24 protein-coding genes and 2 pseudogenes are annotated in these 26,816 nt (G+C 60.6%); 14 read left to right on the top strand and 12 right to left on the bottom strand.

Translation table 11 applies throughout. From position 1 onward, the window contains the following. Nucleotides 1–49: 49 nt before the first annotated feature. The 3 genes from CXK91_RS06850 to CXK91_RS06840 are packed head-to-tail and all read right to left on the bottom strand — an operon-like array spanning nucleotide 50 to nucleotide 2,788. On the bottom strand, nucleotides 50–496 hold the full coding sequence (locus CXK91_RS06850; protein ID WP_103455423.1) for a cyclophilin-like fold protein: 447 nt from the start codon (nucleotides 494–496) through the stop codon (nucleotides 50–52). Nucleotides 497–512: 16 nt separating this feature from the next. Then, nucleotides 513–1,742, bottom strand: coding sequence for an MFS transporter (locus CXK91_RS06845; RefSeq protein WP_181003921.1), 1,230 nt, complete (start codon nucleotides 1,740–1,742; stop codon nucleotides 513–515). A 17-nt stretch (nucleotides 1,743–1,759) separates the two neighbouring features. Next, a complete protein-coding gene (locus tag CXK91_RS06840) occupies nucleotides 1,760–2,788 on the bottom strand; it encodes an alpha/beta hydrolase (RefSeq protein ID WP_103455422.1) in 1,029 nt (342 codons plus the stop codon). A 181-nt stretch (nucleotides 2,789–2,969) separates the two neighbouring features. On the opposite strand from CXK91_RS06840, the gene CXK91_RS06835 reads away from it, so the two are divergent. Together CXK91_RS06835 and CXK91_RS06830 are read left to right on the top strand one after the other, a co-directional pair. Next, nucleotides 2,970–3,863 carry a LysR family transcriptional regulator gene (locus CXK91_RS06835; RefSeq protein WP_103455421.1) on the top strand — a complete coding sequence of 298 codons (894 nt, stop codon included), beginning with the start codon at nucleotides 2,970–2,972 and terminating at the stop codon, nucleotides 3,861–3,863. Nucleotides 3,864–4,048: 185 nt separating this feature from the next. After that, entirely contained in the window at nucleotides 4,049–4,441 is a 393-nt protein-coding gene (locus CXK91_RS06830) for a VOC family protein (RefSeq protein ID WP_103455420.1), read from the top strand. A gap of 79 nt (nucleotides 4,442–4,520) precedes the next feature. Here the strand turns inward: CXK91_RS06830 and CXK91_RS06825 are convergent, their stop codons facing one another. From CXK91_RS06825 to CXK91_RS06800, 6 genes are all read right to left on the bottom strand, one after another. Further along, nucleotides 4,521–5,747, bottom strand: coding sequence for a c-type cytochrome (locus tag CXK91_RS06825; protein WP_103455419.1), 1,227 nt, complete (start codon nucleotides 5,745–5,747; stop codon nucleotides 4,521–4,523). Then, nucleotides 5,744–7,507 (bottom strand): GMC family oxidoreductase, encoded by a 1,764-nt coding sequence (locus CXK91_RS06820; RefSeq protein ID WP_103455539.1) that lies wholly within the window; start codon nucleotides 7,505–7,507, stop codon nucleotides 5,744–5,746. The genes CXK91_RS06825 and CXK91_RS06820 overlap by 4 nt, the downstream gene beginning before the upstream one ends. 5 nt (nucleotides 7,508–7,512) lie before the next feature. Further along, on the bottom strand, nucleotides 7,513–8,253 hold the full coding sequence (locus CXK91_RS06815) for a gluconate 2-dehydrogenase subunit 3 family protein (RefSeq protein WP_103455418.1): 741 nt from the start codon (nucleotides 8,251–8,253) through the stop codon (nucleotides 7,513–7,515). A 447-nt stretch (nucleotides 8,254–8,700) separates the two neighbouring features. Next, a complete protein-coding gene (gene ggt, locus CXK91_RS06810) occupies nucleotides 8,701–10,374 on the bottom strand; it encodes a gamma-glutamyltransferase (protein ID WP_103455417.1) in 1,674 nt (557 codons plus the stop codon). Between the two features lie 208 nt (nucleotides 10,375–10,582). Further along, complete coding sequence (locus tag CXK91_RS06805; RefSeq protein WP_103455416.1) at nucleotides 10,583–11,284, bottom strand: SDR family NAD(P)-dependent oxidoreductase; 702 nt, start codon at nucleotides 11,282–11,284, stop codon at nucleotides 10,583–10,585. A gap of 17 nt (nucleotides 11,285–11,301) precedes the next feature. Beyond that, the gene (locus CXK91_RS06800) at nucleotides 11,302–12,609 is read right to left on the bottom strand and encodes an ABC1 kinase family protein (protein ID WP_103455415.1); all 1,308 of its coding nucleotides are present in this window, start codon (nucleotides 12,607–12,609) and stop codon (nucleotides 11,302–11,304) included. A gap of 433 nt (nucleotides 12,610–13,042) precedes the next feature. Between CXK91_RS06800 and CXK91_RS06795 the strand changes: the two genes are divergently transcribed. From CXK91_RS06795 to CXK91_RS06760, 8 genes are all read left to right on the top strand, one after another. Then, on the top strand, nucleotides 13,043–14,569 hold the full coding sequence (locus CXK91_RS06795) for an ATPase domain-containing protein (RefSeq protein WP_103455414.1): 1,527 nt from the start codon (nucleotides 13,043–13,045) through the stop codon (nucleotides 14,567–14,569). After that, nucleotides 14,553–16,250 carry a response regulator gene (locus tag CXK91_RS06790; protein ID WP_181003920.1) on the top strand — a complete coding sequence of 566 codons (1,698 nt, stop codon included), beginning with the start codon at nucleotides 14,553–14,555 and terminating at the stop codon, nucleotides 16,248–16,250. Before CXK91_RS06795 ends, CXK91_RS06790 begins: the two co-directional genes overlap by 17 nt. A 65-nt stretch (nucleotides 16,251–16,315) precedes the next feature. Further along, nucleotides 16,316–16,819 carry a GNAT family N-acetyltransferase gene (locus tag CXK91_RS06785; RefSeq protein WP_103455413.1) on the top strand — a complete coding sequence of 168 codons (504 nt, stop codon included), beginning with the start codon at nucleotides 16,316–16,318 and terminating at the stop codon, nucleotides 16,817–16,819. 98 nt (nucleotides 16,820–16,917) lie between these two features. Beyond that, nucleotides 16,918–17,307: a GFA family protein gene (locus CXK91_RS06780; RefSeq protein ID WP_103455412.1), complete on the top strand. Its 390-nt coding sequence runs from the start codon at nucleotides 16,918–16,920 to the stop codon at nucleotides 17,305–17,307. A gap of 20 nt (nucleotides 17,308–17,327) precedes the next feature. Beyond that, a complete protein-coding gene (locus CXK91_RS06775) occupies nucleotides 17,328–17,864 on the top strand; it encodes a GrpB family protein (protein ID WP_058063992.1) in 537 nt (178 codons plus the stop codon). A 105-nt stretch (nucleotides 17,865–17,969) separates the two neighbouring features. Then, entirely contained in the window at nucleotides 17,970–18,650 is a 681-nt protein-coding gene (locus tag CXK91_RS06770) for a hypothetical protein (RefSeq protein ID WP_103455411.1), read from the top strand. A gap of 241 nt (nucleotides 18,651–18,891) precedes the next feature. After that, complete coding sequence (locus CXK91_RS06765; protein WP_103455410.1) at nucleotides 18,892–19,299, top strand: RidA family protein; 408 nt, start codon at nucleotides 18,892–18,894, stop codon at nucleotides 19,297–19,299. A 12-nt stretch (nucleotides 19,300–19,311) separates the two neighbouring features. Next, nucleotides 19,312–19,827, top strand: a complete 516-nt coding sequence (locus tag CXK91_RS06760; RefSeq protein WP_103455409.1) for a DUF523 domain-containing protein — start codon at nucleotides 19,312–19,314, stop codon at nucleotides 19,825–19,827. Here the strand turns inward: CXK91_RS06760 and CXK91_RS06755 are convergent. The 3 genes and pseudogenes from CXK91_RS06755 to CXK91_RS06745 all read right to left on the bottom strand — a co-directional run bounded on the left by CXK91_RS06755 (nucleotide 19,760) and on the right by CXK91_RS06745 (nucleotide 21,698). Continuing rightward, nucleotides 19,760–20,196, bottom strand: a pseudogene (locus CXK91_RS06755) (hypothetical protein). The gene CXK91_RS06760 and the pseudogene CXK91_RS06755 sit on opposite strands and share 68 nt — an antisense overlap. Before the next feature lie 44 nt (nucleotides 20,197–20,240). Further along, a pseudogene (locus CXK91_RS22890) lies at nucleotides 20,241–20,399 on the bottom strand (YggS family pyridoxal phosphate-dependent enzyme); the annotation flags it as partial. A 51-nt stretch (nucleotides 20,400–20,450) separates the two neighbouring features. After that, nucleotides 20,451–21,698, bottom strand: a complete 1,248-nt coding sequence (locus CXK91_RS06745) for a benzoate/H(+) symporter BenE family transporter (RefSeq protein WP_103455408.1) — start codon at nucleotides 21,696–21,698, stop codon at nucleotides 20,451–20,453. A gap of 510 nt (nucleotides 21,699–22,208) precedes the next feature. On the opposite strand from CXK91_RS06745, the gene CXK91_RS06740 reads away from it, so the two are divergent. The 4 genes from CXK91_RS06740 (at nucleotide 22,209) to CXK91_RS06725 (ending at nucleotide 26,814) form a co-directional block, all read left to right on the top strand. Further along, entirely contained in the window at nucleotides 22,209–23,708 is a 1,500-nt protein-coding gene (locus CXK91_RS06740; protein WP_103455407.1) for a PLP-dependent aminotransferase family protein, read from the top strand. Between the two features lie 355 nt (nucleotides 23,709–24,063). Beyond that, complete coding sequence (locus CXK91_RS06735) at nucleotides 24,064–25,044, top strand: isopenicillin N synthase family dioxygenase (protein ID WP_103455406.1); 981 nt, start codon at nucleotides 24,064–24,066, stop codon at nucleotides 25,042–25,044. Next, nucleotides 25,037–25,786 (top strand): alpha/beta fold hydrolase, encoded by a 750-nt coding sequence (locus CXK91_RS06730; RefSeq protein ID WP_103455405.1) that lies wholly within the window; start codon nucleotides 25,037–25,039, stop codon nucleotides 25,784–25,786. Before CXK91_RS06735 ends, CXK91_RS06730 begins: the two co-directional genes overlap by 8 nt. 50 nt (nucleotides 25,787–25,836) lie before the next feature. Beyond that, nucleotides 25,837–26,814, top strand: coding sequence for an ABC transporter substrate-binding protein (locus CXK91_RS06725; RefSeq protein WP_103455404.1), 978 nt, complete (start codon nucleotides 25,837–25,839; stop codon nucleotides 26,812–26,814). Nucleotides 26,815–26,816: the final 2 nt, after the last annotated feature.

Here is a 26,816-nt window from a genome sequence, read left to right as displayed (position 1 = left end):
CTGCTATCGGCCAAAAGCGGGCATTCACTCAGCTGGCTTCGCGCCGCTCCTAGTTCACAGAGAAGTGAATAGTCACATCGACCCGGCCTAGAGCTTCGGCTAGCTCATTGGGGCTATCGACACGACCAATCCGGGTGTAGGAGTAGGTCGACTCAAACGTCCGGTAGAAAATCACCAGCGTATCCGTGCCATACAGCATCAGATCACCATTGCGGATCGTGCCGGGCGTTACTGCGCTGGCTGGCAGCCGCTGCGGCAGGCTTGCATATTTCTCGTTGGCGTTGAGTTCGCTCATGTCCAGGGTAAGGGGTAATAGCTGTGCAAGTGCCCGTGAGGTCTCGCTATCGTCCAGGGTGATTGCGAAGCGGTGTTCGCCAACGGTCATCCACATACGATCCTCCTTCAGAGTTGTCTCCGCGAATGCGCAGCCACTGAGCATTAACAACAGGCAGAGCCGGACGCCCGAGAGGCAGAAATGTTGGCTGAGCTTATTCATCTCGAAGACTCCCCCCTCAACCTGGCTGGCCCGTCTGCGCACGCATGGCCAGAACGGTAAGGGCTGCGCCAAGCAGCAGAATGGCTGCACTTGCAGTAAAGGTGCTCTGGTAGCCGCTGTTGTCGAACAACCAGCCGCCCAGTGTTGAGCCCGATGCAATGGCTAACTGCACCACTGCCACCATCAGCCCACCACCTGCGTCGGCATCATTAGGCAGCGCTTGTGCAATCCAGCTCCACCAGCCAACAGGCGCTGCCGTGGCCATCAGCCCCCATAGGCCCAGCAATATCGCCACCGGAACGACCCAGCTACCGGCAGGGATCAGCGCGAGGGCAATAACCGCCATCAGCACTGGAATAGTAAACAACGTGCGATACAGGCCCTTTTTCAGTAGCGAGCCGATGAACAGCGTTCCACCCAAACCGGTTACGCCAATAACCAGCAGGATCAATGACAGCGAAGTAGCATCGACCAAGGTCACCGTTTCGAGGAAGGGCCGGAGGTAGGTGAACAAAGCAAACTGCCCCATGAAGAAGGCTCCGCAAGCCGCCATGCCGAACGCCGCCGAGCGAGTCCCAAGCAGCCTGAAAACACTGGGTGCAGGACTCTTTCGCACCTGGGCCCTCATACTCGGAAGGCTGAGCCACTGCCAGACTAGTGCGACGAGCGCTACCGGCACCAGGCAGAGGAACGCCCCACGCCAACCGATTACCGAGCCCAGGTAGCTGCCCAGCGGCGCCGCGATCACCGTGGCCAAGGCGTTGCCACCGTTGAAGATGGCCAGCGCCTTGGGCACCTGATCATCGGGCACTAGGCGCATGGCCGTGGCTGCCGACATTGACCAGAAGCCACCGATGACCACTCCTAGCAATGCTCGTCCCACCATGTAGAGGGTGAAGCTCGGCGCGAGCGCTATCACCACGCCGGAGATCGCCATCAGGCCCGTCAGGATGAGCAGCAGCATCTTGCGATCCATGCTCCCGGCCAGCCAGGTAATCGACAGGCTGGTCAGCACGGCGAACGCACCGGAGATGGCGATACCTTGCCCTGCAACGCCTTCGCTGACCTGAAGATCCGTTGCCAGTGGCGTCAGCAGACTGACGGGCATGAACTCCGAGGCGATCAGGGCAAAGACGCAGAGCGTCATCGCCAAGACCCCACCCCAGTGACTGGGGCGGGAAAGCGGCTGGTCGGTGGCGATGGCGATGGCGATGGCGCCTGGATGGTCGGCAAGTTGGCTAGTCATGGTGCCTGCCTGGCCGATCACTTCAGGGCGTTCTGGAAGAACTGGGTGAGCTTGTCGAAAGGAATCAGATTCACCCGGTCATACAGGTCGACATGCCCAGCGTTGGGGACGATGAAAAGCTCCTTGGATTCGCCGGCCAAGCGGAAGGCTTCTTCGCTGAACTCGCGCGAGTGAGCGCTCTCGCCGGCGATAAAGAGCATCGGGCGCGGGGAGATTGTCTCGATATCTGCGAACGGGTAGAAGTTCATGAACTTGATATTGCTGGTCAACGTCGGGTGGGTAGTCAGCTCTGGGCTGGAGCCCGCCGGAGTGAACTCGCCTCGCACAGTGCGATAGAAATCGAAGAACTCACGCTGGATTGGGTGGGTATCGTCCGTCAGCTCATGCACGGTGCCGCTGGTGTACTGAGTCTTGCCGTCGGTGAACTCCACGTAACGCTGCTCAGCTGCTGCGGCGATTGCCAGCTTGCGCTGCTCCAGCGTTTGCGAATGCTTGAGGCCGTCGCGATTGGCCGCCCCCATGTCATACATACTGACAGTTGCAATCGCCTTCATGCGCGGGTCGATCTTGGCCGCACTGATGACGAAGCTGCCGCTCCCGCAGATGCCCAGCACACCGATGCGCTGCCGATCCACGAACGCCTGGGTGCCGAGATAATCGACGGCTGCACTGAAATCTTCCGCGTACATGTCGGGGAGAACGGCGTTGCGCGGGCTACCCTCGCTCTCGCCCCAGAACGACAAGTCCAACGCCAAGGTAACGAAGCCTTGCTCCGCCAGTTTTTGGGCATACAGGTTGGAACTCTGCTCCTTCACTGCCCCCATGGGATGCCCAACGATGATAGCCGGGCTGCGTGCGGACTTACTTACGCTCTTGGGGATGAACAGATTGCCCACCACCTTCAGCTGGTACTGGTTGTTGAAGCTGACCTTCTCCATGGTCACCTTGTCGCTCTTGAAGAAATTGTCTGCACCGTTGGACATGTCGGCTCCTAGAGCTGTGAATGAGCTGAGCAGAAGACCCAGCGCCAAAAAAAGTCTGTTCATGGGATCGTCCTCTCACGGGTTGAAGACAATCGTCGAGCTGGCTCTGGCGATTGCGTGGGCCCGCTCGCGTATGAAGACGCAAGGGGGGGAGAGAACATTGTCGTGAAAGAGTTAGTCTTTGATTAGCTAATGAATACTTAAAGCCGCTATAAGCTCTTCTACTCAATCAGAGGATAGGCACATGCCTCGGCATAACTTCAACGACCTCCAGGCCTTCGTGACAGTGGCTCGTGAAGGCAGCTTCACGCGCGCAGCAGCGCACCTGGGCGTTACCCAGTCGGCGGTCAGTCAGGTGGTGTCTGGGCTGGAGGCACGGCTACAGATTCGCCTGCTCACACGCACCACCCGCAGTGTTTCGCTGACGGATGCTGGTGAACGATTAATGGAGGCTATCGGCCACCGCTTCGATGAAATCGAAGCCGAGCTGGATGCCTTGACCGAGCTACGCGACAAACCGGCGGGCACGGTGCGTATCACCTGCGGTGACAACATCATCAAGACGACCTTGCTGCCCAAGCTGATACCCGTCCTGGAGGCCTTTCCGGATATCAAGCTCGAATTCGATATCAACTACGGCTTCCGTGACATCGTGGCTGAGCGTTTCGATGCTGGCGTGCGCTTCAGCGGGACGGTGGCTCGGGACATGATCGCGGTGCCCATCGGCGGCGATCTGCGCATGGCAGCAGTAGCAGCCCCCAGCTATTTCGTCGAACACCCTATCCCCACGCACCCTAATGATTTGGCTGCGCATCGCTGCATCGATATCCGCTTCCCAACCTATGGTGGAGTGGATGCCTGGGAGTTCGAGCGCAAAGGCAAAAAGCTGAGGGTGAGGGTCGAAGGGCAACTGGTGTTCAACACCACGACCCATATTGCGGACGCCGCCGTCGGCGGCTTGGGAATCGCCTATCTACCCGAAGACGAGTTCGCCCCCCACCTTGAGGAGGGCCGGCTGATTCGTGTGCTGGAGGACTGGTGCGAGCCGTTTTCCGGCTATCACCTCTACTATCCCAGTCGTAGACAACCATCGCCTGCATTCGCGCTCGTGCTCGAAGCGTTGCGAGTAACGAGGTAGAGCCAAAACGACGGATTGGCTGAACATCTTGTCCTCGATGTCCGCTTTTGGCCAAAAGAGGCCGCTGCTCGACCAGTCGAACATCAGGGCCCATCGCCCAACCCACCATTGCCCCCCCTCTTCATCCCAATGCTAGAGTGCCTGCTCCATACCCGCACAACTCCAAACCACCTAGCGAGGCCCCCATGCTCAACCATGTAATGGTCGGTTCGAATGATATTGAACGGTCGAAGCGGTTCTACGATGCCGTGCTCGGCGTACTCGGAGCAGGCGAGCCGATTCGCAACGCCGCGCCGTCCGGGCACACGCGTCTGTTCTATCGCCACGATGGCAGCCTGTTCGGTGTCACCGAGCCCATCAACGGTGAGGAAGCGACCGTCGGTAACGGCGGCACGATTGGTTTCAAGTGCAGCTCAGCCGAGCAGGTCAAGGCATTTCACGACGTAGGCGTCGCCCACGGCGGCACCACCTGTGAGGAGCCGCCGGGACTGCGCGAAACCAGCCTCGGCGCGTTGCACCTCAGCTATGTACGGGACCCTGACGGCAACAAGCTGTGCGCCATCTACCGCCCGCAGTAATCTCCCCCTCTCTCAACGCCGCACGCCCCATGTGCGGCGTTGATCGCTCTTAGTCCGCTGCACCAAACCAGCGAAAGGCTCACTGACTTTGCAGCGCCTCGCGCTGCTTGCGCACCTCATCGGCGCTGACTGCCGAGGCCGCATTGCCCCAGCTGTTGCGCACATAGGTGAGCACGTCGGCAATGTTTTCGTCCGAGAGATTCCAGGCGAACGATGGCATGGCCGGGCCAGTAGGTGCGGCATCCGTACTGCCAGCTCTATTCCCGGCGAGTACTACGCGAATCATCGACACCGCGTTGCGCGCATTCACCAGCGGTGCATTCGCCAGCTTGGGAAATAGCGTCGGAATGCCCTCGCCGTCCGGTGTATGGCACGCCGAGCAGCGATCCTCATAGAGACTGCGTCCTGCTCGCATGACCGGATCTTTAGCGTCCAGCGGCTCGGGCTTTTCGTGCTCGTGGTCGAGGTCTTTGAGATAAACCGCCACGGCCTTCAGGTCCTCGTCGAGCCAGTACTGGGTGGATTTCTCCACCGCCTCGGCCATCGGCCCGGAGGCTATGTCGTAACGGTTGGCGCCGGTCTTGAGGTACTGCACGATGTCATCCTCGGTCCAGTCGCCCAGACCGACATGCGCCGCATTGGAGATGTTCGGCGCCATCCATCCCTGCAACTCGCCGCCTTTGAGCGTGCCATCGCTCTTGTCGCCGCCGATGAGGTTTTTTGGCGTGTGACAGCTGCCGCAATGCCCGAGCCCCTGCACCAGGTACGCGCCGCGGTTCCATTGCTCACTCTTATCCGCGTCAGGCTGGAACTCGCCCTCGGTGAAGTTGAGCCAGTTCCATGCCTTCATGCTCAAGCGCACATTGAAGGGAAACGGCAGCTGGTTGGTTTTCACCTCGTTCTGCACCGGTTCTACGGTGCGCAGGTAGGCCCAGAGCGCGAAGTTGTCTTCGCGCGTGACCTTCGTATACGCAGCGTAGGGCATGGCCGGATAGAGCTGCTTGCCGTTGCGCCCGTGGCCGCGGGCCATGGTGTCTAGGAAGTCTTCGAAGGTCCAGCGACCGATACCGGTTGCCGGATCAGGCGTGATATTCGCGCCCAGCAGCTCGCCAAACGGCGTTTCAATCGCCACCCCACCCGAGAATAGAGGTTTGCCCGGCAATGTGTGACAGGCAGTGCAATCGCCTAGCGTGGCGATGTACCGACCTTTTTCCACCAGTTCGTAGCCGTCCGGCGCGGTGACGGCGTAGGCGCTGACACTCGTCGCGGCCAACAATGCGAGACCGACGTTCAAGAGAGGCTTCATACGCTGATCATCTCCCCGGGACGTTTGAGGTAGTAGGTCCGGATCGCATGCGCCGCCTTGAATGCCAACGCGCCGACGGTGCCCGTTGGGTTGTAGCCAGGGTTCTGCGGGAACGCCGATGCGCCCACCACGAACAGGTTCGGCACATCCCAGACCTGCAGATGCTTGTTCACCGAACTGGTGGACGGATCAGCCCCCATGATGAAACCACCGACCACGTGCGAGGACTGATAGGAGGTGTTGGACCACGGCCCTTTGCGCGGGCTGGCGAACATCATTTTAGGATTGAGCGCCTTGGCGATCTCCGCCGTCTTGTCAGTCACGTACTGAGCCATGCGCAGGTCGTTGTCGGTGAAGTCGAAGGTAATACGCAGAAGCGGTCGACCGTGCGGATCGGTGAAGTGCGGATCCAGCGAAAGGTAGTTGTTGCGGGAGCTGTAGTTGCTCGCTTCACAACCGATGGACATGCTGTTGGCGTAGCACTGCACGGTAGCCTTCTTCCACTCCGAGCCCCACTTGGGCGTTCCCGGCGGCACCGGGCGGGAATTAATGGGCGCGGCGCCTATGGGCGTCACACGCGTGCTGCCTCCGCCGACGAAACCCAGCCCGGCGTGATCGAAGTTGTCGTTGTTGAAATCGTCGATTCCCATGCCGATGGCGCCGCCACCGATGAAGGGGTTGAAGTTCTTGTCATCGAAGAACAGCTGCACGCTGTTGGCCGTCTGGTACGCATAGTTTCGCCCGGTGGTGCCGGTGTTGCTTACCGGGTCGTAGGGCTGACCAATGCCTGACAGCAGCATCAGGCGAACATTTTCGAAGGTGAATGCGGCGACCACGACGATGTCCGCCGGCTGCTCCCATCTGTCGCCGTTTGCATCCACGTAGACGATGCCAGTGGCGCGCTCGCCGGTGCTGTCCTTCAATACCTCCAGCACTTCGCAATGGGTCTTGGCGGTGAAATTGGGCATGCGCGTCAGAGCTGGCAGCACATTGATGATCGCGCTGGCCTTGGAATAATTGGCGCAACCGTAGTTGGTGCAGAACCCGCAGAACGTGCACGGCCCCATCGTCACGCCGTACTGGTTGGTGTAGGCCTGCGAAGCCAGCGCCGAGGGCACCGGGAACGGTGTGTAGCCCATGTCCCGTGCAGCATTGGCGAACAGCACGGGAGCAAAGGTCTGCTTGGTGGGCGGGTTGGGGTACTCTCTGGACCGGGGCCCCTCGAACGGGTTACCACCTTCGACGACCTTCCCGCCGATGTTGCCGGCCTTGCCGGAAACCCCAGCCACACGCTCGAAGGCGTCGTAGTGAGGCTCCATTTCTTCCCAGGTGGTGCCCCAGTCCTGCAGGGTCAGCCCCTCGATGGACGCTTCACCGTAACGCTCGACCAAGTGGCTCCTGAGGCGAAAATCTTGCGGCTGAAAGCGAAAGGTGATGCCGGCCCAGTGGTTACCCGCCCCACCGGTCCCGTTGCCGGGATGGAAGGAGCCCCAGGTGCGCATCGGCAGTGCGGTTTCGCTTGGCTTGTTGCGCATCGTGCAGGTGTTCTGGCGGGTGCGCAGCATCAGCTCCTGGCGAATCACGTAGCGCAGTTCGTCGGTCACCGAGGCGATATTGAAGTCACTCGCGGTATCGCGCCAGGCACCCCGCTCGAATCCCACGACCGTCAGGCCTTCATCGGCGAGTTCCTTGGCGATGATCGACCCGGCCCAGCCGAGCCCTACTACCACTACATCGGTCGCAGGCAGTTTCTTGGCCATGTTGCTCATTCCTTGCGGCTCCACGAGGAGCTGCCAACGATCGACAGCGGTATCAGATTCAGCTTCTCGTTATGCCGATCGATGTAGGGGCGGTAGTCGTAACGGGCACCGGGAAAGCCGAGCATTTTCCAGCTGACCATGTCGCGATTGCCGCCATAGATCGGGTCCGCAAAGAAACCCTCCATGGTGTTCTGCAGAATCTGCTCGAAGAACACCTTCGACTCGATGCCTTCGAAGGTGATATCGCCGCTCTCCATCTTCTCGAGCACTTTGTCGCACTGGCCACTTTCCAGTTCGCTGAAGCGCTTGCCGAATGTCGCCTGACAATATCTGCCCAACTGCTCAAGACCGACCCGGTAGCGCTCGGCAGGCACCAGCTCCGAGGTCGGTTCGATCCCGGGCACGAACGGGCCGTACTGATAGAGCCGCTCATAGCGGCCGTAGTGGCCGGTCAGCTGACGGTCGATGAACACCGCGCAGCCCGCTTCTTTGCCACTGACTGAAAGATCGTCAGCGGGGATAAGACGCTCGACAATCGCCTCCACCTCACGGGCTTCCTCAAGGGTGAAGAATTGCCAGCCCTTGGCCTCGTAGTGAAGCGGGCCGTTATGGTCGAAGGGCAGCCACTGCGGTACGCCGTTGATGGTGACGGCTTTCGCGGTCGCCGCGACCCCGGCCGCCACGGTGGCTGCTGAGGCCGCCAGCAGCTTGCGCCGGGTCAATCCGTTGGAGGGATTTGTAGACATTTCGACTCCTCATGAACCAATGGACCGGGTCACGCGGCTCCGGGCAGTGCAGCGCATGGCACCCGGAAGCAGGATGCAAAAGCACTGACCGACCAGGCGTTGTACTCATCAGGACGCAGTCGTCGATCGCTTGAGCCTCAGCGAGCTGACCTCATGTCGAATCGACTGCCTTCCGGACGCATTGCGCTGCACAAACTTCGCAACAAAATAAAGCGCTATGCCCACGGAACCCTTATCCCAAGCTCGGACAGCCAGACGCCGAATGACGTTCAAAACGAATAGCTAGAGCGGTTGTAGACACTGACTGAAATGATCGGCGTACCCGACTCGACGTGAGTCTTTTCGGTATCTCCGTCGAGTGCGAGGGACAAACGCGATGCGCCGCGCCCGCTGCGGCGCATGACGTTTCACAAGAAGGCAGCGATTCCCTTCGCGTGCCCTTCCCCATCAAGGCTTGACGACCATCCCCACGCCACGACCGCGCGGGTCTGAGCCGGTCTGCAGGCGCGTGCCGTCGACGCGTATCGCCTGGATATCACCCATCAGCCAGCCCTGATCCTCCAGCGTGTAGCCCATGGCTTTCAGCTTGTCGGCCACCTTGCCGGTCAGCGGTGCATGGGCGTCGTAGTAGATGGTGTCCTTCGGCAGCAGCTGATGGTGCACGCGTTGCGCGGCCACGGCTTTTTCCAGCGGCATGTCGAAGTCGTAGACGTTGTTCAGCACCTGGAAGATCGAGGTGAAGATGCGCGAACCGCCCGGTGTACCGAGCACCAGGCTGACCTTGCCGTCACGCGTGACGATGCTCGGGCTCATGGAGGACAGCATGCGCTTGCCTGGCTCGATGGCATTGGCGTCGCTACCGACCACACCGAAGGCATTGGCGACGCCCGGCTTGGCACTGAAGTCGTCCATTTCGTTGTTGAGCAGGAAGCCGGCGCCCTTGACCACCACACCGCTGCCGTAGTCCAGATTGAGGGTGTAGGTGTTGCTGACCGCGTTGCCGTCGGCATCGACGATGGAGAAGTGAGTCGTCTGCCTTGGCTCGAGGCCCGGGCGCACCTTCTCGGTCTCGGAGATGGCCGTGGGATTGACCTCGGCCGCGCGCTGCTTCAGGTAATCAGGCGCTGTCAGCTTCGCGACCGGCACGTCGGAATAGTCCGGGTCGCCCAGGTAGTCGGCACGGTCGGCAAAGACGCGTTTCTCGATTTCCGCGAGCAGGTGGATGTAGCGTGCCGAGTTCAGTTCGACGCCCTTGAAGTCGGCGGCGCGCTGCTCCTTCATGCCGATCAGCTGCGCCAGGGCGATGCCGCCGGAGCTTGGCAGTGGCGCGGTGTAAAGGCTGTTGCCCTGCCAGTCGACACGCATCGGCTCGCGCCATTTGACGCGGTAGGCGGCCAGGTCCTCCTTGCTGATCAACCCGTCGTCACGCTGCATCTGTGCAACCAGCAAGTCGGCGGTTTTGCCTTTGTAGAAGTCATCGGGCCCCTTGTCGGCGATGCGCTCCAGGGTCTCGGCCAGCTCCGCCTGGCGGAAGGTGGAACCCGCCTTCATGGCGCCGAAGTAATCCTCGAAATTGGTCGTACCCTTGAACAGGCCGAGGGCATCGTCGCGGTACTGGTATTGCTGGTCGGCCACCGTGAAGCCTTCGCGGGCATAGCCCACCGCCGGGGTGATGAGCTCGCTCCAGGGCAACTTGCCGAAGCGCTGGTGTGCCTCCCACATGCCCAACACGGTGCCGGGCACGCCGGAGGCTCTGGCGCCGACCAGGCTCAGGTTCTCGATCACCTCGCCCTTGTCGTCGAGGTACATGGTCTTGCTGGCGGCCTTGGGCGCGACTTCCCGGTAATCGAGAAAGTACGGCTTGCCCTCGATATACAACGTCATGAAGCCACCGCCGCCGATGTTGCCCGCCTCGGGGTAGGTGACTGCCAAGGTGAAGGCGGTCGCCACCGCGGCATCCACCGCATTGCCGCCCGCCTTGAGCACCTGCGCGGCCACCTTGGCGCTGTACTCGTCGGGGGCTGCGACCGCCCCGCCTTCCAGAAGCGCGCCGTGGGCGATGTGGCCCGTGGCGGTGATAGCCACGGCTAGGGTCAATCTGCTGATCTGAAGCAAACGCATCGTGCTCATCCTTATTGTTGTGATTGCCGCCGCCCCGGCGATGGCCTGGGCGGTAATCATCAACATAGACAATCAAGGCGAGGCGTCGGTGCACAAAGGTTCCTGCGGGCCGCGCGGGTTGGCTGTAGCGGCGCCTAACTGCGTGCTGGTCGGACTCCTTCCACGCAAGACGACAAGCGATGCCGTTTCCTGCCAGGCCTGCTCGGCGCTACCACGGCAACCCCTCCCCGCTATACGCATAAAACCCACCGCTGGCCTCCGGCCCCAGGCTATCGATCACCCGCAACAGATCCTGCGCTGCTTCGCTGGCGGGGCGGCCGATTTCGGTTCCGCGAAAAGGCTGCGAAAGCCGTGAGTTAACCGTGCCCGGATGCAGCGCCAGCAGCACCGCATTCGGCTGGTTGCGGCGGACTTCGATGGAGGCGGTCTTGATCAGCATGTTCAGCGCGGCCTTGGAGGCGCGGTAGCTGTACCAGCCGCCGAGGCGGTTGTCGCCGATGCTGCCGACCTTGGCCGAGAGCATGGCGAGTGCGCCGCGGTGGCGGTCGAGCTGGCCGCTGAAATGACGCAGCACCAGGGCCGGGCCGAAGGTGTTGATCTGGAAGGTGGCGAGCAGCTGCTCCTGGTTCAGATCGGCCAGGCGTTTCTCCGGCGTGAAGTCGGCACCGTGCAGCACGCCCGCGGCGTTGATGATCAGATGAAATGGCCCCTGCCCCGCCACGCTCGCCGCGGCCTGTTCGATGCTGGCGGGAACGGTCAGGTCCAGCGCCGGCTCGGACGAGCGACTCAGGGCGATGACCGACGCGCAGCGTGGATCGCTGCGCAAGGTATCGACCAGCGCGGCGCCGATGCCACCGGATGCGCCGATGACCAGCGCGCGAAACCCTTCGGGAAATGACTCCAACGGCATGACGATCTCCAGCAGATTTACGGTCGACAGACGCCCGCTTCACTACGCCAACGCGCGATATGTTCGGCGAGCAGGTCGGCGATGGGCAGGCAGGCGCCGAGCCGGTAGAGGTTCCAGTAGTGGCCTTCCAGGGTGCGATTGATCAGCAAGGTGCCGGAGGCCGGTTGCAGGCTGCCGAGTGCGGACATCATCAATGGGAACAGCTCGGACAGCCGTTGATGCAGCGCCGCCTCGCGGAAATACCATTGCGCGCCGGGTTGCAGCAGCGGGTGCAGCATCAGGTGGATGCTTCGATACAGCCCGTGCGGCGGCGTGCTCCCTGGCTGGCGTCCGCCCAGGGCCTGAAAACCCGGCTCCAGCGCCTCGCTGGAGGTGCCACGCAGTGCTTCGAATATCTGTACGTAGCCGGCCAGCAAACGCGGTTCCAGGCGCAGTACGCTGCCGAAATCGTAGATCACCAGCTCGCCGGTCTCTGTCCAGGCGAGGTTGCCGGGATGCGGATCGGTATGCAGCCGTTGCAGGCCGAACGCCTGCTCGGCCAGCCATCCGCAAAGGGTTTCAGCCAGACCTTGACGCACTTCCGCCGGGGCCTGATCGACCTCGGCCATGGAGCGGCCCGGCAGGTCTTCCAGCACCAGCACGCCGGGCCGGCAGAGTTCAGCGGCGGCATAGGGAATGCGGATGCCCGGCCAGCTTTCGAAATGTTCGCGGAAGGCTTCGAGATTGGCGCGCTCGGCGTCGTAGTCGAGCTCCTCGGCGATGGCCCGTTGCAGCTCGATGTAGACGGCATCAAGACGCGCGGGCGGCGTCCCGAACAATCGCCCCAATGGCATCAAGCGACGCAGCTGACGCAAATCGGCATCGCAGATGGCGCGGATGCCGGGGTACTGGACCTTCATGATCAGCGCCCTGCCCTTCCGGTCCCGGGCGCGGTGCACCTGACCCAACGAGGCGGCCGCGGCTGGCTCCGGCTCGATCAACTCGAACAGTTCATACAGCTTGCCGTCGTAGAGGCGCTGCAGATTGGCTTCCAGTGCGTTGAACGGCAGCGAAGGTACCTGGTTCTGCAAGCGCGCCAGGGCAGCGCTGATCGGCTCGGGCAACAGGTCCTGCCATTGCGAGGCCTGCTGACCGAGCTTCAGCACCGGCCCCTTCATCTGCCCAAGCGCATCACCGAGCAGTTCGCCGACAGGAGCCCAGTCGATACGCGCCTTGCCCGGCGTGATGCGCTGCACCAGCAGGTTGCCGGCAATGCGCGCGCCGGTGCCGCCTAGTTGCAGAAAGCGGCCCAGCGCTGAAGCCGATGGACGAGAGAATCGAGACATGCCAGCAACCTGTGAAGGCAAAGGCCGATCATGGGCCAGCCCGCGCCGTGAGCCAAGGTTCAATGGTTGCAGTCTGTTGCGCAGCCACTCGCTCAAAGCACCACAAGTAAAAACAAGCGAAGCGGCTATTGGCGGGGCTTTGCGGCTAGTTATGCCCCTTCAGATCAACGCTCACACCGACCTGCAAAGCGCCCCCATGCGGAACGGCATCACGCAAGATGAGTCGGATTAAGTGACTGTGCCGCCCAGCTATCGCCTGTCCAAAGCACGAATTTAGCGTGCATTTCGTTGCACTTGGTGATGATTTGAGCGGCTTATAGCCCAACCTGCCTACAAGGCTGCAATGGGCGTGTTCCCTCCTGGTTTCGTCCTGACATGGACGCACAGGTGCGGGAACGAAGCACGCAGCGGAGCCTGCGTTAAGGAGAATGGAATGACCGAGTCTACTGATCTTCCCTTCCACCCGGATGACGAAGCCCCTCGCATCTCAACCGGCAGCCAGGGGCTCGATGACATCCTCGGCGGCGGCCTGGACCCCTACCGCATGTACCTCTATGAGGGCAGCCCGGGTTCGGGCAAGACCACCATCGCGCTGCAGTTCCTGCTCGAAGGCGTGCGCCAGGGCGAGCGAGTGCTTTATGTAACCCTGTCTGAAACCAAAGCTGAACTGGAGCTGGTGGCCAAGCGTCATGGCTGGACGCTCGAGGGCATTGATGTTTTCGAACTGATCTCGCCAGAAACCAGTCTCGATCCCGAGCTTGAGTTGACCGTATTGCATCCGGCAGAAATGGAGCTAAGCGAAACCACCCAGCAGGTATTCGATCGCGTCAGTGAAACGAATCCGACAAGGGTGATCTTCGACAGCCTCTCGGAAATGCGCCTGCTTGCGCAGAGCCCGCTGCGCTACCGCCGACAGGTGCTTGCACTCAAGCACTTCTTCACCACACGCCATTGCACGGTCATCCTGCTCGACGACCAAACCTCGGAGATAGGCGACCTGCAGTTGCACTCGATCTCCCACGGCGTGGTCATGCTGGAGCAGCTGGCCATTGATTACGGCGCCGAACGCAGGCGCCTGCGCGTTATCAAGATGCGCGGTATCCAGTTCCGCGGCGGCTATCACGACTTCGCCATTCGCAAGGGTGGCCTGCAGATCTACCCGCGCCTAATTGCCGCTGAGCACCATTCATCATTTTCCGGTGAGCTAGCCTCGTCCGGCAACCCCGCGCTGGACAAGATGCTCGGCGGCGGGCTGGAGCGCGGCACCAATGCGCTGCTGGTTGGCGCTGCGGGCGTCGGCAAATCATCTCTGGCATTGAGCTATGCGGTGGCAGCCTGCAAGCGCGGCGAGCAAGTTGCCTTCTTCGTCTTCGACGAAAACATCGCCACCTTGCTGGCGCGCGGTCGCGCGCTGGGCCTGCCCATGGAGCCTTGGATCGAACAGGGGCTACTGCATCTGCAACAGGTCGATCCCGCCGAACTGTCGCCCGGCGAGTTCACCGCCGCAGTGCGTCAGAGCGTGGAAGTCAGGGGCGTCAATCTGGTGATACTGGATAGCCTCAACGGTTATCTGCACGCGATGCCAGACGGCCGATTCCTGATTCTGCAGATGCACGAGCTGTTGAGCTACCTGGGCCAAAAAGGCGTGATCAGCATCATGGTGCTGGCCCAGCATGGCCTGGTCGGGCCGATGGATACGCCAGTGGATATCAGCTACCTCAGTGATGCGGTTATCATGCAGCGCTATTTCGAGCATGCCGGCGTCGTTCGCCGGGCTTTGTCGGTAGTGAAGAAGCGCAGCGGACGGCATGAAAATACCGTTCGGGAATATCGCCTCAGCGCCTCTGGCCTTGAGGTGGGGCCACCGTTGAGCAACTTCAGCGGTATCCTATCGGGCACACCGGAATACACCGGTGATGCGACTCAGCTACTGACAGACGAGCATGACGACGCCCACTAAGCGAGAAAGTCCGATCGTAGTCGTTTATGCCCCCATCGGCCGGGACGGTCCCGCCTCGGCCGAACTGCTCAGCCGCAGCGGCATGGATGCCGTTGTCTGCCACAGTGTCGATGAAGTGCTGCACCGCGCCGAAACCGACGCAGATGCTGTGTTCATTGCGGAAGAAGGCCTGTTTGGCAAGGATCTGGAAGGGCTTGCAGCCTGGGTCGACCGGCAACCGCCCTGGTCCGACTTTCCTTTCGTGGTGCTCACCAGCAAACATGAACAACCCGCTGTCGCTGCGTGGCGCCTGCGCATGGTCGCTGCGCTGCGCAACGTCTCTCTGCTAGAACGTCCCGTACAGAGCATTACTCTTACCAGTGCAGTAAAAGCTGCGCTGCGTGGGCGGCATCGCCAATACGAGGTCAGAGCACTGATAGAAGCGCGAGAGCGCGCATCGCATGAACTCGAAGCGCTGGTGGTCGAGCGCACCAGCGAGCTGGAAAAGGCCAACCAGGAGCTGCGCACGCAGATGGCCGAGCGCGCGCAGATCGAGGAAACCCTGCGCCAGGCGCAGAAGATCGAAGCCATCGGCCAGCTCACCGGTGGCATCGCCCATGACTTCAACAACCTACTGATGGTGATCTCCGGCGGCCTCGATATGCTCGACCGCCGCGCCGACCCCGAGCGTCGCGAACGGCTGATGGAGGGCATGCGTCAGGCAGCGCAACGTGGAACCGCCCTCACCAAGCAGTTACTCGCCTTCTCCCGGCGCCAGTCCCTGGCTCCTGAGGCGGTGGACCTGGTGTTGCGCATCAGCCGCATGCGCGAGCTGCTCGATCGCAGCCTGAGCGGCGATGTAAAAGTGCGTGTACGGTTCGCGCCGAACCTCTGGCCAGTCGAAGTGGACCCAGGCGAGCTGGAGCTGGTCATTCTCAACCTGGCAGTTAATGCCCGCGACGCGATGCCCGATGGCGGCTCGATCCTGATCGAAGCGAGCAATGCACCAGGCGAAGCTGTATTGGGAATTACCGGCGACTTCGTCCGCCTCACAGTGACCGACTCGGGCACCGGGATTCCGGAGGATGTTCGCACTCGGGTATTCGACCCTTTCTTCACCACCAAGGAAATCGGCAAGGGCTCAGGCCTCGGGCTCGCGCAGGTCTACGGCTTCGCCCGGCAATCCGGCGGCACGGTTTGGATCGAGAGTGAGTGCGGACGCGGCACCAGCGTGATCATGATGCTGCCCCGGTCGGCGCGCACGCCCGACCTGCCAATTGGTCACCTCGTCGACGATACCGCTGCCGACGCTTCAGTCGGTACTGTGTTGCTCGTGGATGATGATGAAGAAGTAGCCTCGCTGGTCGGGGAAATGCTCGAGCATCTCGGCTATCGCGTCACCCATGCCGCCAGCGCTACCGATGCGTTAGGCACGCTGGCGAATGAATGCAAAGTGGACATCGTATTCTCCGACGTGATGATGCCCGGCGGCATGAATGGCGTTGATCTGGCCAGGGAAATCCGCACCCGAGCCCTGGGTGTTCCCGTGCTGCTCACCAGCGGCTACGCCGAAGCTGCGCAGAAGTCCGCAGCTGCCGAAGGCGTGCACGTACTGGCCAAACCCTACCGCCTCGAAGAGCTGGCAACAGCGTTGCGCGAAGCTATCGAGGGGGCCGGCGCGGCCACCAGCGGTTTTGGATAACCGCCCTTTCTGTCGTCCCTTCTTCTGGTGTTAGGCTGAGCCACCGCACCTACGGAAGGCCCCAGATGGACAGCACATGTACCACGTACTACCTCGAGATGGCGTCGGCAAATGAACTCCGGTCCAAGCCGTTGCCTGCTGAACTTCAGATCATCGAATGCGAAGTGCCTCAGCCCGAACTCAACCGTTTCCTATACCAGTTGGTGGGAAAGCAATGGGGCTGGAGTGACCTGGATGCATGGAGCATCGCGGACTGGCAGGCGCTCGTCGAACAACCCGATCATCGAACCTGGGTCGCCTATTACAGAGGCGCCATCGCCGGCTATTACGAGCTGCATCAGGCGGACGATTTCAGCGTGGAGATTCGGTACTTTGGGCTGGCGCCGCAGTTTCTGGGCAGAGGTTTCGGTGGGCCATTGCTGAGCCATGCAATCGAGAGCGCCTGGGCCTGGCCGGAGACCCGGCGAGCCTGGGTACATACCTGCACCCTCGACCATCCTGCAGCACTTGCGAACTATCAGGCGCGCGGCTTTCGCATTTTCAAACAAGAGACGACGCTGCTTGACTGAGCCAATCGGCTGAGGACCGATAAATGCGCCAACGAGAGCGGGACAGCGGCCGATTACCCCGTCGAACGGCCGCCTATTTTTGAACGGAGCGCCACAGATTGACCGAGTCTTTTCAAGGCAGCTGCCTTTGCGGCGCCGTGAGATACGAGACGCTTACCCCACCAAAAGCGGTGAGCCACTGCCACTGCCAGCAATGCCGCAAAAGCCATGGGGCCGCGTTTGCCAGTTACGGCAGTGTCCCGCGCAGCGACCTACGCATCTGCGCGGGCATGGCGCACATCTCGGCCTTTCGATCATCCGAATCGGTAGTACGTCAATTCTGCAGCCGCTGCGGTGCTTCGCTGTTCTGGTCGAGAGATCATGGCGAGTATTCGGATTGGGTCTCGATAGCACTGGGCACCCTGGACAGCGCCTTTACACCAACGAAGCAAAAGCACATTCATCTGGAATCCAAAGCCCCGTGGTATGAGCCTGGTAACCGCAGATAGGGCCTCGTAGAGAACCAGTCATGACCGAAGAAGAATCGCTGCTTGCGGCCATCCATGAAGAGGTAAAGCTGCACGCTTATCAAGCCTCCTGGCCTCGGGCGTACGACCTGGAGCGTGATCGACTCCTATCTCTGTTTCCTGGCATCTTCCAAGACATTCAGCACATTGGTAGTACCGCGGTCCCTGGGCTCAGTGCCAAACCAATCATCGACATTCTTGCTGGCGTTGAGTCCATTACCATTGCTGAACGACTGGCCCTACCGCTATGCACCTCCGGCTACACCACTTCTTCGGAATTCAACGACTCCCTGCAAGATCGCAAGTGGTTCATGCGCTGGGCGAACGGGCACCGGACCCATCATCTTCATCTTGTCGTCCACGACAGTTGTGTCTGGCATGAACGGCTTGGGTTTCGCGACGCCTTAAGGGCCAGCCCAGCGCTTGCCGCCAGATATGCATCACTGAAAAAGGCCCTGGCGGCAGCGCACTACAAAGACCGGGAAGCCTATACGGATGCTAAAACTGACTTTATTCGCACCGTCTTGCACAAGACCTGATGAACGATCGGGACATGACCATCCAATATGGCCTGCAGACAGGGCAGACCAGTTGAGTCTCCAGGCAAGCACACTGCTTCCGTAAAGAAATTAACGAGCCTCTGAATGAATAGAATTGCCCTCTTGATCCTACTGGTATTCGGAATGTCTGCCGTAGGGCAAGCAGCGCCGCGAATCGCAAAATCGCCTACCGATCTGGTCCCTGCTGGATATGTAGTCGTAGAGGAAGTCCAAGGCGACTTGAACAACGACGATAAAACGGACTATGTGCTGCTAATAAAGGGAACGAACAAAGAAAAGTTTTTTGACCACGAATACCTTGGAACATTGGATCGCAACCGCAGGGGTATCATCGTTGCTTTTGAAAATAACGGAGAATATCAACTTGCCCTGAAAAACCTCGATTGCTTTTCATCTGAGAATGAAGACGGCGGTGTTTATTTCGCTCCAGACCTCAGCATAAGTGTTCACAAAGGAAGTCTATTCATCAGCTATGGCCATGGCAGATACGGTTATTGGTCTTATAATTTTCGCTATCAGAACTCAGATTTCGAATTGATCGGCTACGACAGCAGCCAAAACCGCGGACCTCTGATTGAAAGAGAGATCAGCATAAACTTCCTGACCAAAAAAATCCTGACAAGAGAAAACATAAATCAGGATGCGAAAGGCGGTGACGAGCGCTTCAAGGAAACCTGGAAAAGATTTACGCTGCCAAAGCCAATTAAGCTAGAAGAAATTACTGATTTCGATGAACTCTATATAGAGCGCCTGATTGAATCATAAAAACATACAACACAAAGTTTTGATACCAGCTGTGCTGATCCAGCTTACTAGCACGTTATGAATCCACCAGACACACGCATCGCCATCAATATCGAGCGTGCGAGTCGTTACCGGCAGCAGTCGATCTGGCTTATCTGCCACTCGTCGCGCCACAATCTGGCCTGACGGCGACAGATTGAAGATAGCCGGTCATCGTGCCACCGAGGGCAAATGCCTTCGCCCCCGCAAACCAAGGAATCCTATGAAGGTCGAAACCATCTCACCAGCAGGCATGTTTGAACCGATCGGTCCGTATAGTCATATCGCCAAAGCCGGTCCTTTCATAACAATCTCCGGAACACCCGGTGTCGACCCTGCAACGTCTCAGCTCGCTGGGGACGACGCGTATAGCCAGGCTAGGCAAATCGTTCGGAACCTACGGTCCATGCTTGCCGAAGTTGGTGCATCACTCAGTGACGTGATGCATGTTCATGTGTTTCTGAAGCAAGTTGAAGACTTCCAAGAAATGAACCGCGCGTACTTGGAAGAGTTCGGCGCCCATCAGCCGGCCCGCACAGTGATCTGTATTGCTGACTTGCCAAAGGAAGGGGCTCTGATGACCATGAACCTGACGGCCTTCGCTCAGCTTGACGGCAATCACGGCGTATAACCGGGAAAGATAATGAGAAAAATACTAGTCAGCTCATGCCTCGCCGGAGAAAAAGTAAGATACAACGGTGGCTGCCTGAACATCGCTGACCAGAGTAAGGACTGGTTGAATAGTAATTTCGAAATCATGCGCTATTGCCCTGAGGTTGCATCAGGCCTGCCTACGCCGAGAGCCCCAGCTGAAATTGTGACCGGCACGGGAAAAGACGTCCTGGATCAAGATTCGCAGGTTATTGCAAATGACCGGATTGATGTCACCGATTACTTTTTACGCGGCGCTAAGCTGACTCTTGAGTTCTGCAAGGTGCATGGAATCAAGTATGCGATTCTGGCGGAATCGAGCCCTTCGTGTGGCAGTTCTACAATCTACGACGGGACATTTACAGGCACAAAAATTCCAGGCCGAGGTGTTACCACAGAACTTCTGGAACGCAATGGCATCCAGGTTTTTAGTCAGCACACTATTGCGCTGCTAAAGACACGGGTTGAACAGAGCGATTTTTGTAGAACGTCTCCTCTTGCCCCTTGAACAAAATCAGACCACCCCGTGGACCCCGCAGGGTCTTGTGCGTGATGCTGGTGACCACATTGGCATGCGACAAGGGGTCCGGATATTCGCCTGCGGCCACCAGGCCTGCAACGTGGCCATGCCGATCCAGAAGATAGCCCCGACCTTGTCGGCAATGGCCCGCATGCGCGCCCAGTCCTTGTACCGAGAGTAGGCCGAAAAACCACCGATCAGCATCTTCGGTCCAGTTTCCAGGGCGATACGTTCCATCTCGTCGTAGTCGAGCAAGCCTGTCTTCGGGTCAAGACCATAAGGAACGATTTTGTAATGACGGCCCGAGAAATTCGACGGGTTACCGTAGGTCAGGTGGCCACCCTGGGCCAGGTTCATGCCCATCACCGTATCGCCTGGATTGATCAAGGCCAGGAATACCGCGGCGTTCGACTGGGCTTGCTGTCCTCGCCGGAGGTATTGGACTGGACGAGCACATCGGGCTGACGCCCCTCGATGTGCAGGCGTCGATCCAGGACCTCGGCCACTCGCAAGCTGTCTAGTGCCTGAAACTCGCTGGCAAAACGCGCCACCTGCTTGGCCTAGTTGATGACGCTCATGCAGGATGACGTGCTCGTCTTGCCGAGCGAGCATCAGTGGACTCCTTTGCTCGTCACAACAGCGTCGGCTGCCGGGCTGGCCGCCCCCTCGCGACGTGGCAAACGACCATTGAGCAGAGCGTACGCCGCCAGGCCGATCAACAATCCCCAGAACGCCCCTCCGATTCCCAGCAAGGTAATGTTCGCGGCGCACGCCAGAAAGGTAATCAGCGAGGCTTCGCGGGATTTGACGTCAGCCATGGCGCTGGCCAGGCTCGCGCCGATAGTGCCGAGCAGGGCCAACCCGGCGAGCGCTGTAATAAAGGCGGCCGGGAGCGCCATAAACACAGCGGCCAGGGTCACGCCGAAAACCCCGACAAGGATGTAGAACACGCCTGCGGCAACCCCGGCGATCCAGCGCTTGGACGGATCCTCCGAGGCTTCCTTGCCGGTGCAAATGGCTGCCGTGATGGCGGCGATGTTGAAGGCGTGAGAACCGAAGGGTGCCATCAGCAATGAGCCAAGCCCCGTAACCGTCAGGATGGGGTTGGCGCTGGTGCTGAAACCATCGTTGCGCAGCACCAGCATACCCGGCATGTACTGGCCGGTGAGGGTAATCAGGAACAGCGGCAGCGCCACGCTGAGCAACGCATTGAGCGAGAACTCGGGCCGAGTGAATAACGGTGCCGCAAATTGCAGCGACAGCCCCGAAAGATCTACACGCCCCTGCGTCAGCAGAAACCCCAGCCCCAGCATCAGAATGCCTACCACCGCGTAGCGCGCCGTGAAGCGTTTGAGCACCACATAAGCTGCAATCAGCAAGCCGACCAATACGGGATCAAGGCTCATGCCAGCAAACGCGCCGATTCCGAACTGCAGCAGAATTCCGGCCAGCAGCGCCGCAGCCACTCCCGGCGGAATGAGGCGGACAACCTTCTCAAAGCAGCCGGACACACCCAGCAGCACGAAGGCAGCAGCCGAAATGACGTACGCACCGACTGCCTCGGCGTACGGCGTGGTGGACAGCGCGACTACCAGAAAGGCCGCAGCGGGTGTCGACCAAGCGGTAATGATCGGCTCACGGTTCATCCAACTGAGTAACAGTCCGGTAATCCCCACACCAATCGACACCGACCACACCCATGACGCCGTCAGCTCCGGGCTGAGCCCGGCGACCTTGGCGGCCTGGAAGACCAGGATGAACGTGCCGCCATAGTTGACGATGACTGAAACCAATCCGGCGACAATCGGATGCAGAAGGTCGCGTAGACGCAGGGGCGACGCGGAAGCTGACGAGGGCATGTGCTTTGTTCCTTGCAAAACGAAGTGATAGGCCTGGTGTAATAGGTGATTTATAACTTCAAAATGGCCTGCCATGCCCGTACGCTTCAAGCCTAAACACCAGACCACTTATCGCGGGTAGCGGTTTTTCAAGCATCCCAGGCTTCAGCTATGCACGCGGGCAAAACCCTTAACGAATCGGCCACAGCCTCTGCGCTCGAGCGAAACCAAGCTATAGGGGTGGGTCCGCATCCTGCTGACCGAAACGTGCCGCTTGAGCGCGTATAGCCTGGCCTACTCGCACACACAAAATCTTGTTCAGCACAGCGTCGGCACGGCACGAACGGCACGTTATTGATCGAACGAGACGGCGCTTGCACGCGGTCGCGGTAAACCTGAATAACCCTTGTTCCAAATTGCTCGCAGCGTGGGTGCTCGCTCGCCTAGCGCAAATGCTGTGGTGAGGGGGCGAAGTCCATGAATAGACTGGCCCGCCTTCAAGCGTTTATTTATTGAGATCAGGCAGACCGCATGGCAAAAGCATTCGAGCTGGAAACCCTGACAATGCGTCTTAACGATGCTGAGTTTCAGCTGCTGGATCTACACCAGCGAATTCAGCGCGCGCTGCGTGCTCTGATCCTCGAAGGCGCCCTTGACCCAGGCCTGAAACTTCCCGCGACCCGGGTGCTGGCCAAGTCACTCGGGGTTGCCAGAGACACTGTGGAAAATGCCTACGTACAACTGCATCGGGATGGCTTTATCGTCAGGCGCGAGGGCTCTGGCAGTTATGTCTGTGAAACCGTAGGTACCGAATTGCGCGGCGCAGCCCGGCGGCGCATCAAGGCGCAAGAAGTCAAAAGCAGCCAGGCATTGCCGGGAACGGGGTTGAGCCAGCGGGGGCGGATGATTTTCGACAGTGCCGGTGTGAACGACCAGCAGGTGATCAAGGCGTTTGCCACCGGGCTGCCCGAAACCCGCACCTTTCCGACCGATGTCTGGACACGCCTGCAACGTCAGGTGATGAAAGACCATCGCACCAACGTGCTGTTGCATGGCGACCCGCAAGGCGCCGAGCCGCTGCGCAAGGCCATCGCTACCTACTTGAACCTCGAGCGCGGAGCCAAATGCTCTCCCGACCAGATTTTGGTGCTTAGCAGCACTCGCCAGGCACTCTTTCTGTGTGCGCAATTGCTGGTCGACGCCGGCAAACCGATCTTGTTGGAAAACCCGGGCTACTTCGGTGCCAAGAAAGCCTTTGAAACCGCCGAGGCCAAGGTTCTGCCTATTGATGTCGACGAAATGGGGATACGCACCGACCTGCTGCAGGCCGACCGTAGCGGCGCCAACTGTGTCTATGTCACGCCTTCGCACCAATACCCCACTGGCGCTACTTTGCCGCTGGAGCGGCGTCTCGAGTTGATCAACTGGGCAGCGGAAAAAGGCAAGTGGGTCATCGAAGACGACTACGACAGTGAGTTTCACTACGACGGGCAGCCAACCGCGTGCGTACAGGGCCTGGACAAATACCAGCGCACGCTCTACGTCGGCACCTTCAGCAAGACCCTCTATCCCGGTTTGCGAATGGGCTACATGGTACTGCCCCACGAACTGGTCAAAGCCTTCACCTACGCGCGCAGCATGATCGACGGGCACACGCCACAAGTCCTGCAACTGACCTTGGCCCGCTTCATGGAGGACGGCCATTACAACGCCCATGTCCGAGCCATGCGCAAGCTGTATGCCGCGCGCCGTTCGATCATGCTCGACGCGATCGGCGAGCATCTGAACGGTGTTGTTACGGCGTTGCGCCCTCCTGGTGGACTACAAATTCCGTGCGTGCTGCACGACGGATGGCTCGAGAACGACACCATCCAGCAGGCGGCTAGCGTGGGTATCCAGCTTTCTGGATTGAGTCGCCTGTACGCAGGTGAGCAGAAGAAACAAGGCTGGCTATTGGGTTACGCGTCATTGACCGCTTTTGAAATCGAAACGGCCATGTTGCGCCTGGCCAATGCGTTGAAGCCCCGCTAGGCCAGCTGCAGAGAGCTAGCGGCTCAAGGCGTAGCTCAGCAGCAGGCGTCGTACCTAAGTACGAATCGCGCGCGGCACAGCCACAAAGAAAATTTCGGGCGGCCAACGGTTGCACTACGCCCCATAAAAGTGCGAACGACTCAGCTCTAGCCTGGATCGTATGCTCCTAGACAACCCCCGCGCTCCCTGGCGTGAGCACCAATTGTGCTCATCTTCCGCCCCTAGATGAGGCAGCCGCCCCCGCTGCCGAATCGGCATCACCTTGCTCGATATTCTCTGCTTCTGCGCACAGCCAGACGACCAGATACTGCGCTCGCCGAACGCCATTTTGCGGTCGGCGAAGCAGGACTAACACATGAACGATGCCCTTTGTGCCCGCCATCTCGAAGCCGCCGCGCTGCCGCTGATCGATATCGCCGGGCTGTTTTCTCCCGACCTTGCCGAGCGCACAGCCGTGGCCGAACGCATCGGCGCCGCCTGTCGCGAGGTCGGCTTCTTCTGTATTGCCAATCATGGTGTCGACCCGGTGCTGCAGCAGGCGGTGTTCAAGCAGGCGCGGGCGTTCTTCGACCAGCCGGAAGCAGGCAAGCGCGCGCTGGACAAGGTTTTCTCGAGGGCCAATCGCGGCTACGAGCCGTTACGCGGGCAAGTGCTGGAAGCCGGTGCGCCGGCCGATCTCAAGGAGGGCTTCTACATCGGCGAGGAGCTGGCTGAGGACGACCCGCGGGTACTGGCAGGGCGCTTCAACCACGGTGCCAACCAATGGCCAGTCGAGCTCGCGGACTTTCGCCCGACCATGGAGCGCTATCGCGATGAAATGAATGCCCTCGCGGCACGGCTGATGGGTGCCATCGCGCTGTCGCTGCAACTGCCGGAGGAACATTTCGCCGGCTTCTGCCGCGACTCCATGAGCACCCTGCGCCTGCTGCATTACCCGCCGCAGCCGGCCAATGCCGCGCCCGGCGAGAAGGGATGCGGCGCACATACCGATTTCGGCGGCTTGACGCTCTTGCTGCAGGACGAGAATCCCGGCCTACAGGTCTGGGATCGCCACAGCGGCAGCTGGATTCACGCAGCGCCCGTGCCCGGCACCTATGTGGTCAACCTGGGCGACATGATCGCCCGCTGGACCAACGATCAGTACCGTTCGACTCTGCATCGGGTGGCCAACATTTCCGGGCGCGAGCGCTACAGCGTGCCGTTCTTCTTCAGCGGCAACCCGGACCATCTGGTCGAGTGCCTGCCGACCTGCCTCGCGCCGGGTGAAGCCCCTCGCTATCCCGCCGTGACGGTTGAAGAACACCACCGCGAGATGTACCGGAGGACCTATGGCTGACATCGTCCTCATCCATGGGGCCTGGGCCGGTAGCTGGGTCTGGGATTCGCTGCAGGATGGTCTGCGCGATGCCGGACACAGACCCCACGCGGTTGATCTGCCAGGCAACGGCCACGACGACACACCACTCACCGCGACCTCGCTGCAGCGCTATGTCGAGCACGTCGGCGCACTGATCGAGACGCTGCCCGGCCCGATTCAGCTGGTGGCGCATTCCGGCGGCGGCGTCACCGCCACCGCCGTGGCCGAGCGTTACGCCGAACACATCACCGGGGTCGCCTATGTCGCCGGAATGATGCTGCCCAGCGGCATGGGTTTCGGCGAACTCTGCGCCGAACTGAGTCGCGACTTTCCCGAGGTTAGCGGCATCGGTCCCTATCTCGAAGCGGTGCCCGGCGGCAGCCGCGTACCCAGCGATGCCGCCTGCGCGGTGTTCTTCCACGATGCACCGGCACAGGTCGCCATCGTTGCAGCGCGCCGCCTGACGGTGCAGCCCGACGGCGGCCGCGACATCGCCGCGCATTGGAGTGCCGAGCGTTTCGGACGTCTGCCGCGCTTGTATATCGAAGCCGCGCAGGACCGCTCCGTGCTGCCACTGGTGCAACAGCGCATGCAGCAGCTGGTGCCTGGCGCCGAGCGGGTGGTGCTCGATTGCGGCCATGCGCCGCAACTGGCCATGCCCGGCGCGCTGCTCGCCGCGCTGGTGGATTTCTTCGCCTGCCATCCAAATCCGGTGCGCTGACCCGTTTATTGCATCGCGCTTATCACGCCGAACCTTCAAGGAGCTCCACCATGTTCAAGAAAACCCTGCTCGCCAGCGCCCTGCTCGCGCTGTTCAGCCAATCCGCCGTGGCCGCCGACAAGGTGCGCTGGCTCAACGACTGGTTGCCAGCCGGCGACAAGGCCGCGATCTACCTAGGTGTCGAGCAGGGCCTGTTCGCCGCAGAAGGCATCGAAGTGGAAATCGCCAGTGCCCGTGGTGGTAGCGACGTGGTGACCAAGCTGGCCACCAACAGCGCGGACTTCGGCTCTGCCGGCCTGGCCTCGCTACTGCAAGCCAAAGCCCAGGGCGAGGTGCCGGTGGTCGCCGTCGCGCCGATCTACAACAAGCAGCCGGACGCCTTCTTCACCACCGAAGGCTCGGGCATCAACAGCTTCAAGGACATCGTCGGCAAGACGGTGGCCACCCCGACCTTCTCCGCCTCCAACGTGGTCTGGCCGCTGCTGCTGGAGCGCAACGGCATCGACCCGGCCAGCGTCAAGCTGCTCAAGCTAGACCCCGGCGCACTGGCGCCGATGCTCGCCACCGGCAAGGTCGACGCCACCATCAACTGGCTGACCGTTGCGCCCGGCTTCGTCCGTGCCCTCGGCGAAGCGGACAAGACACTGAAAACCATCCCCTGGTCGGAATACGGCTTCGAGGGCTACGGCCTGTCGCTGGTGGCGTCGCAGCGCTTCGTACAGCGCAATCCCGAGGTCGCGAAGAAGTTCGTCAAGGCCTACCAGCAGGCGCAGAAGAACGCCATCGCCGACCCGGCTGCCGCGGCCGCCGCACTGAAGAAGATGGTTGCCGAAGTCGACGAGCAGCAGGCCGAGGAGCAATTCGCCGCCTCGGTACCGCTGATGCAGAACGAGATCAGCGCCGCCGAAGGCACCGGTTTCGATGCCAAACGCCTGGCCACCACCTGGGGGTGGGTCGCCAAGGCCCAGGGCATGGCCGTCGACAGCCTCGACCCGGCCAGCGCCATCGACACCAGCTTGAGCGAGTGATG

The sequence above is a fragment of the Stutzerimonas stutzeri genome, from assembly GCF_002909485.1.
GTDB lineage: Bacteria > Pseudomonadota > Gammaproteobacteria > Pseudomonadales > Pseudomonadaceae > Stutzerimonas > Stutzerimonas stutzeri_AH.
The sequence above is the reverse complement of the archived record's forward strand: the minus strand, read 5'-3'. Positions and strand labels throughout refer to the sequence as shown.

Excerpts from the sequence above, each read along its gene's own strand:
- CXK91_RS06785 (WP_103455413.1), top strand. The coding sequence starts at position 16,316 with ATGGACAGCACATGTACCACGTACTACCTCGAGATGGCGTCGGCAAAT.
- CXK91_RS06745 (WP_103455408.1), bottom strand. The coding sequence starts at position 21,698 with ATGCCCTCGTCAGCTTCCGCGTCGCCCCTGCGTCTACGCGACCTTCTG.
- CXK91_RS06760 (WP_103455409.1), top strand. The coding sequence starts at position 19,312 with ATGAGAAAAATACTAGTCAGCTCATGCCTCGCCGGAGAAAAAGTAAGA.
- CXK91_RS06835 (WP_103455421.1), top strand. The coding sequence starts at position 2,970 with ATGCCTCGGCATAACTTCAACGACCTCCAGGCCTTCGTGACAGTGGCT.
- CXK91_RS06840 (WP_103455422.1), bottom strand. The coding sequence starts at position 2,788 with ATGAACAGACTTTTTTTGGCGCTGGGTCTTCTGCTCAGCTCATTCACA.
- CXK91_RS06850 (WP_103455423.1), bottom strand. The coding sequence starts at position 496 with ATGAATAAGCTCAGCCAACATTTCTGCCTCTCGGGCGTCCGGCTCTGC.
- CXK91_RS06725 (WP_103455404.1), top strand. The coding sequence starts at position 25,837 with ATGTTCAAGAAAACCCTGCTCGCCAGCGCCCTGCTCGCGCTGTTCAGC.
- CXK91_RS06800 (WP_103455415.1), bottom strand. The coding sequence starts at position 12,609 with ATGTCTCGATTCTCTCGTCCATCGGCTTCAGCGCTGGGCCGCTTTCTG.
- CXK91_RS06830 (WP_103455420.1), top strand. The coding sequence starts at position 4,049 with ATGCTCAACCATGTAATGGTCGGTTCGAATGATATTGAACGGTCGAAG.
- CXK91_RS06735 (WP_103455406.1), top strand. The coding sequence starts at position 24,064 with ATGAACGATGCCCTTTGTGCCCGCCATCTCGAAGCCGCCGCGCTGCCG.
- CXK91_RS06815 (WP_103455418.1), bottom strand. The coding sequence starts at position 8,253 with ATGTCTACAAATCCCTCCAACGGATTGACCCGGCGCAAGCTGCTGGCG.
- CXK91_RS06790 (WP_181003920.1), top strand. The coding sequence starts at position 14,553 with ATGACGACGCCCACTAAGCGAGAAAGTCCGATCGTAGTCGTTTATGCC.
- CXK91_RS06740 (WP_103455407.1), top strand. The coding sequence starts at position 22,209 with ATGGCAAAAGCATTCGAGCTGGAAACCCTGACAATGCGTCTTAACGAT.
- CXK91_RS06770 (WP_103455411.1), top strand. The coding sequence starts at position 17,970 with ATGAATAGAATTGCCCTCTTGATCCTACTGGTATTCGGAATGTCTGCC.
- CXK91_RS06805 (WP_103455416.1), bottom strand. The coding sequence starts at position 11,284 with ATGCCGTTGGAGTCATTTCCCGAAGGGTTTCGCGCGCTGGTCATCGGC.
- CXK91_RS06820 (WP_103455539.1), bottom strand. The coding sequence starts at position 7,507 with ATGGCCAAGAAACTGCCTGCGACCGATGTAGTGGTAGTAGGGCTCGGC.
- CXK91_RS06765 (WP_103455410.1), top strand. The coding sequence starts at position 18,892 with ATGAAGGTCGAAACCATCTCACCAGCAGGCATGTTTGAACCGATCGGT.
- CXK91_RS06845 (WP_181003921.1), bottom strand. The coding sequence starts at position 1,742 with ATGACTAGCCAACTTGCCGACCATCCAGGCGCCATCGCCATCGCCATC.
- CXK91_RS06730 (WP_103455405.1), top strand. The coding sequence starts at position 25,037 with ATGGCTGACATCGTCCTCATCCATGGGGCCTGGGCCGGTAGCTGGGTC.
- ggt (WP_103455417.1), bottom strand. The coding sequence starts at position 10,374 with ATGCGTTTGCTTCAGATCAGCAGATTGACCCTAGCCGTGGCTATCACC.
- CXK91_RS06775 (WP_058063992.1), top strand. The coding sequence starts at position 17,328 with ATGACCGAAGAAGAATCGCTGCTTGCGGCCATCCATGAAGAGGTAAAG.
- CXK91_RS06825 (WP_103455419.1), bottom strand. The coding sequence starts at position 5,747 with ATGAAGCCTCTCTTGAACGTCGGTCTCGCATTGTTGGCCGCGACGAGT.
- CXK91_RS06795 (WP_103455414.1), top strand. The coding sequence starts at position 13,043 with ATGACCGAGTCTACTGATCTTCCCTTCCACCCGGATGACGAAGCCCCT.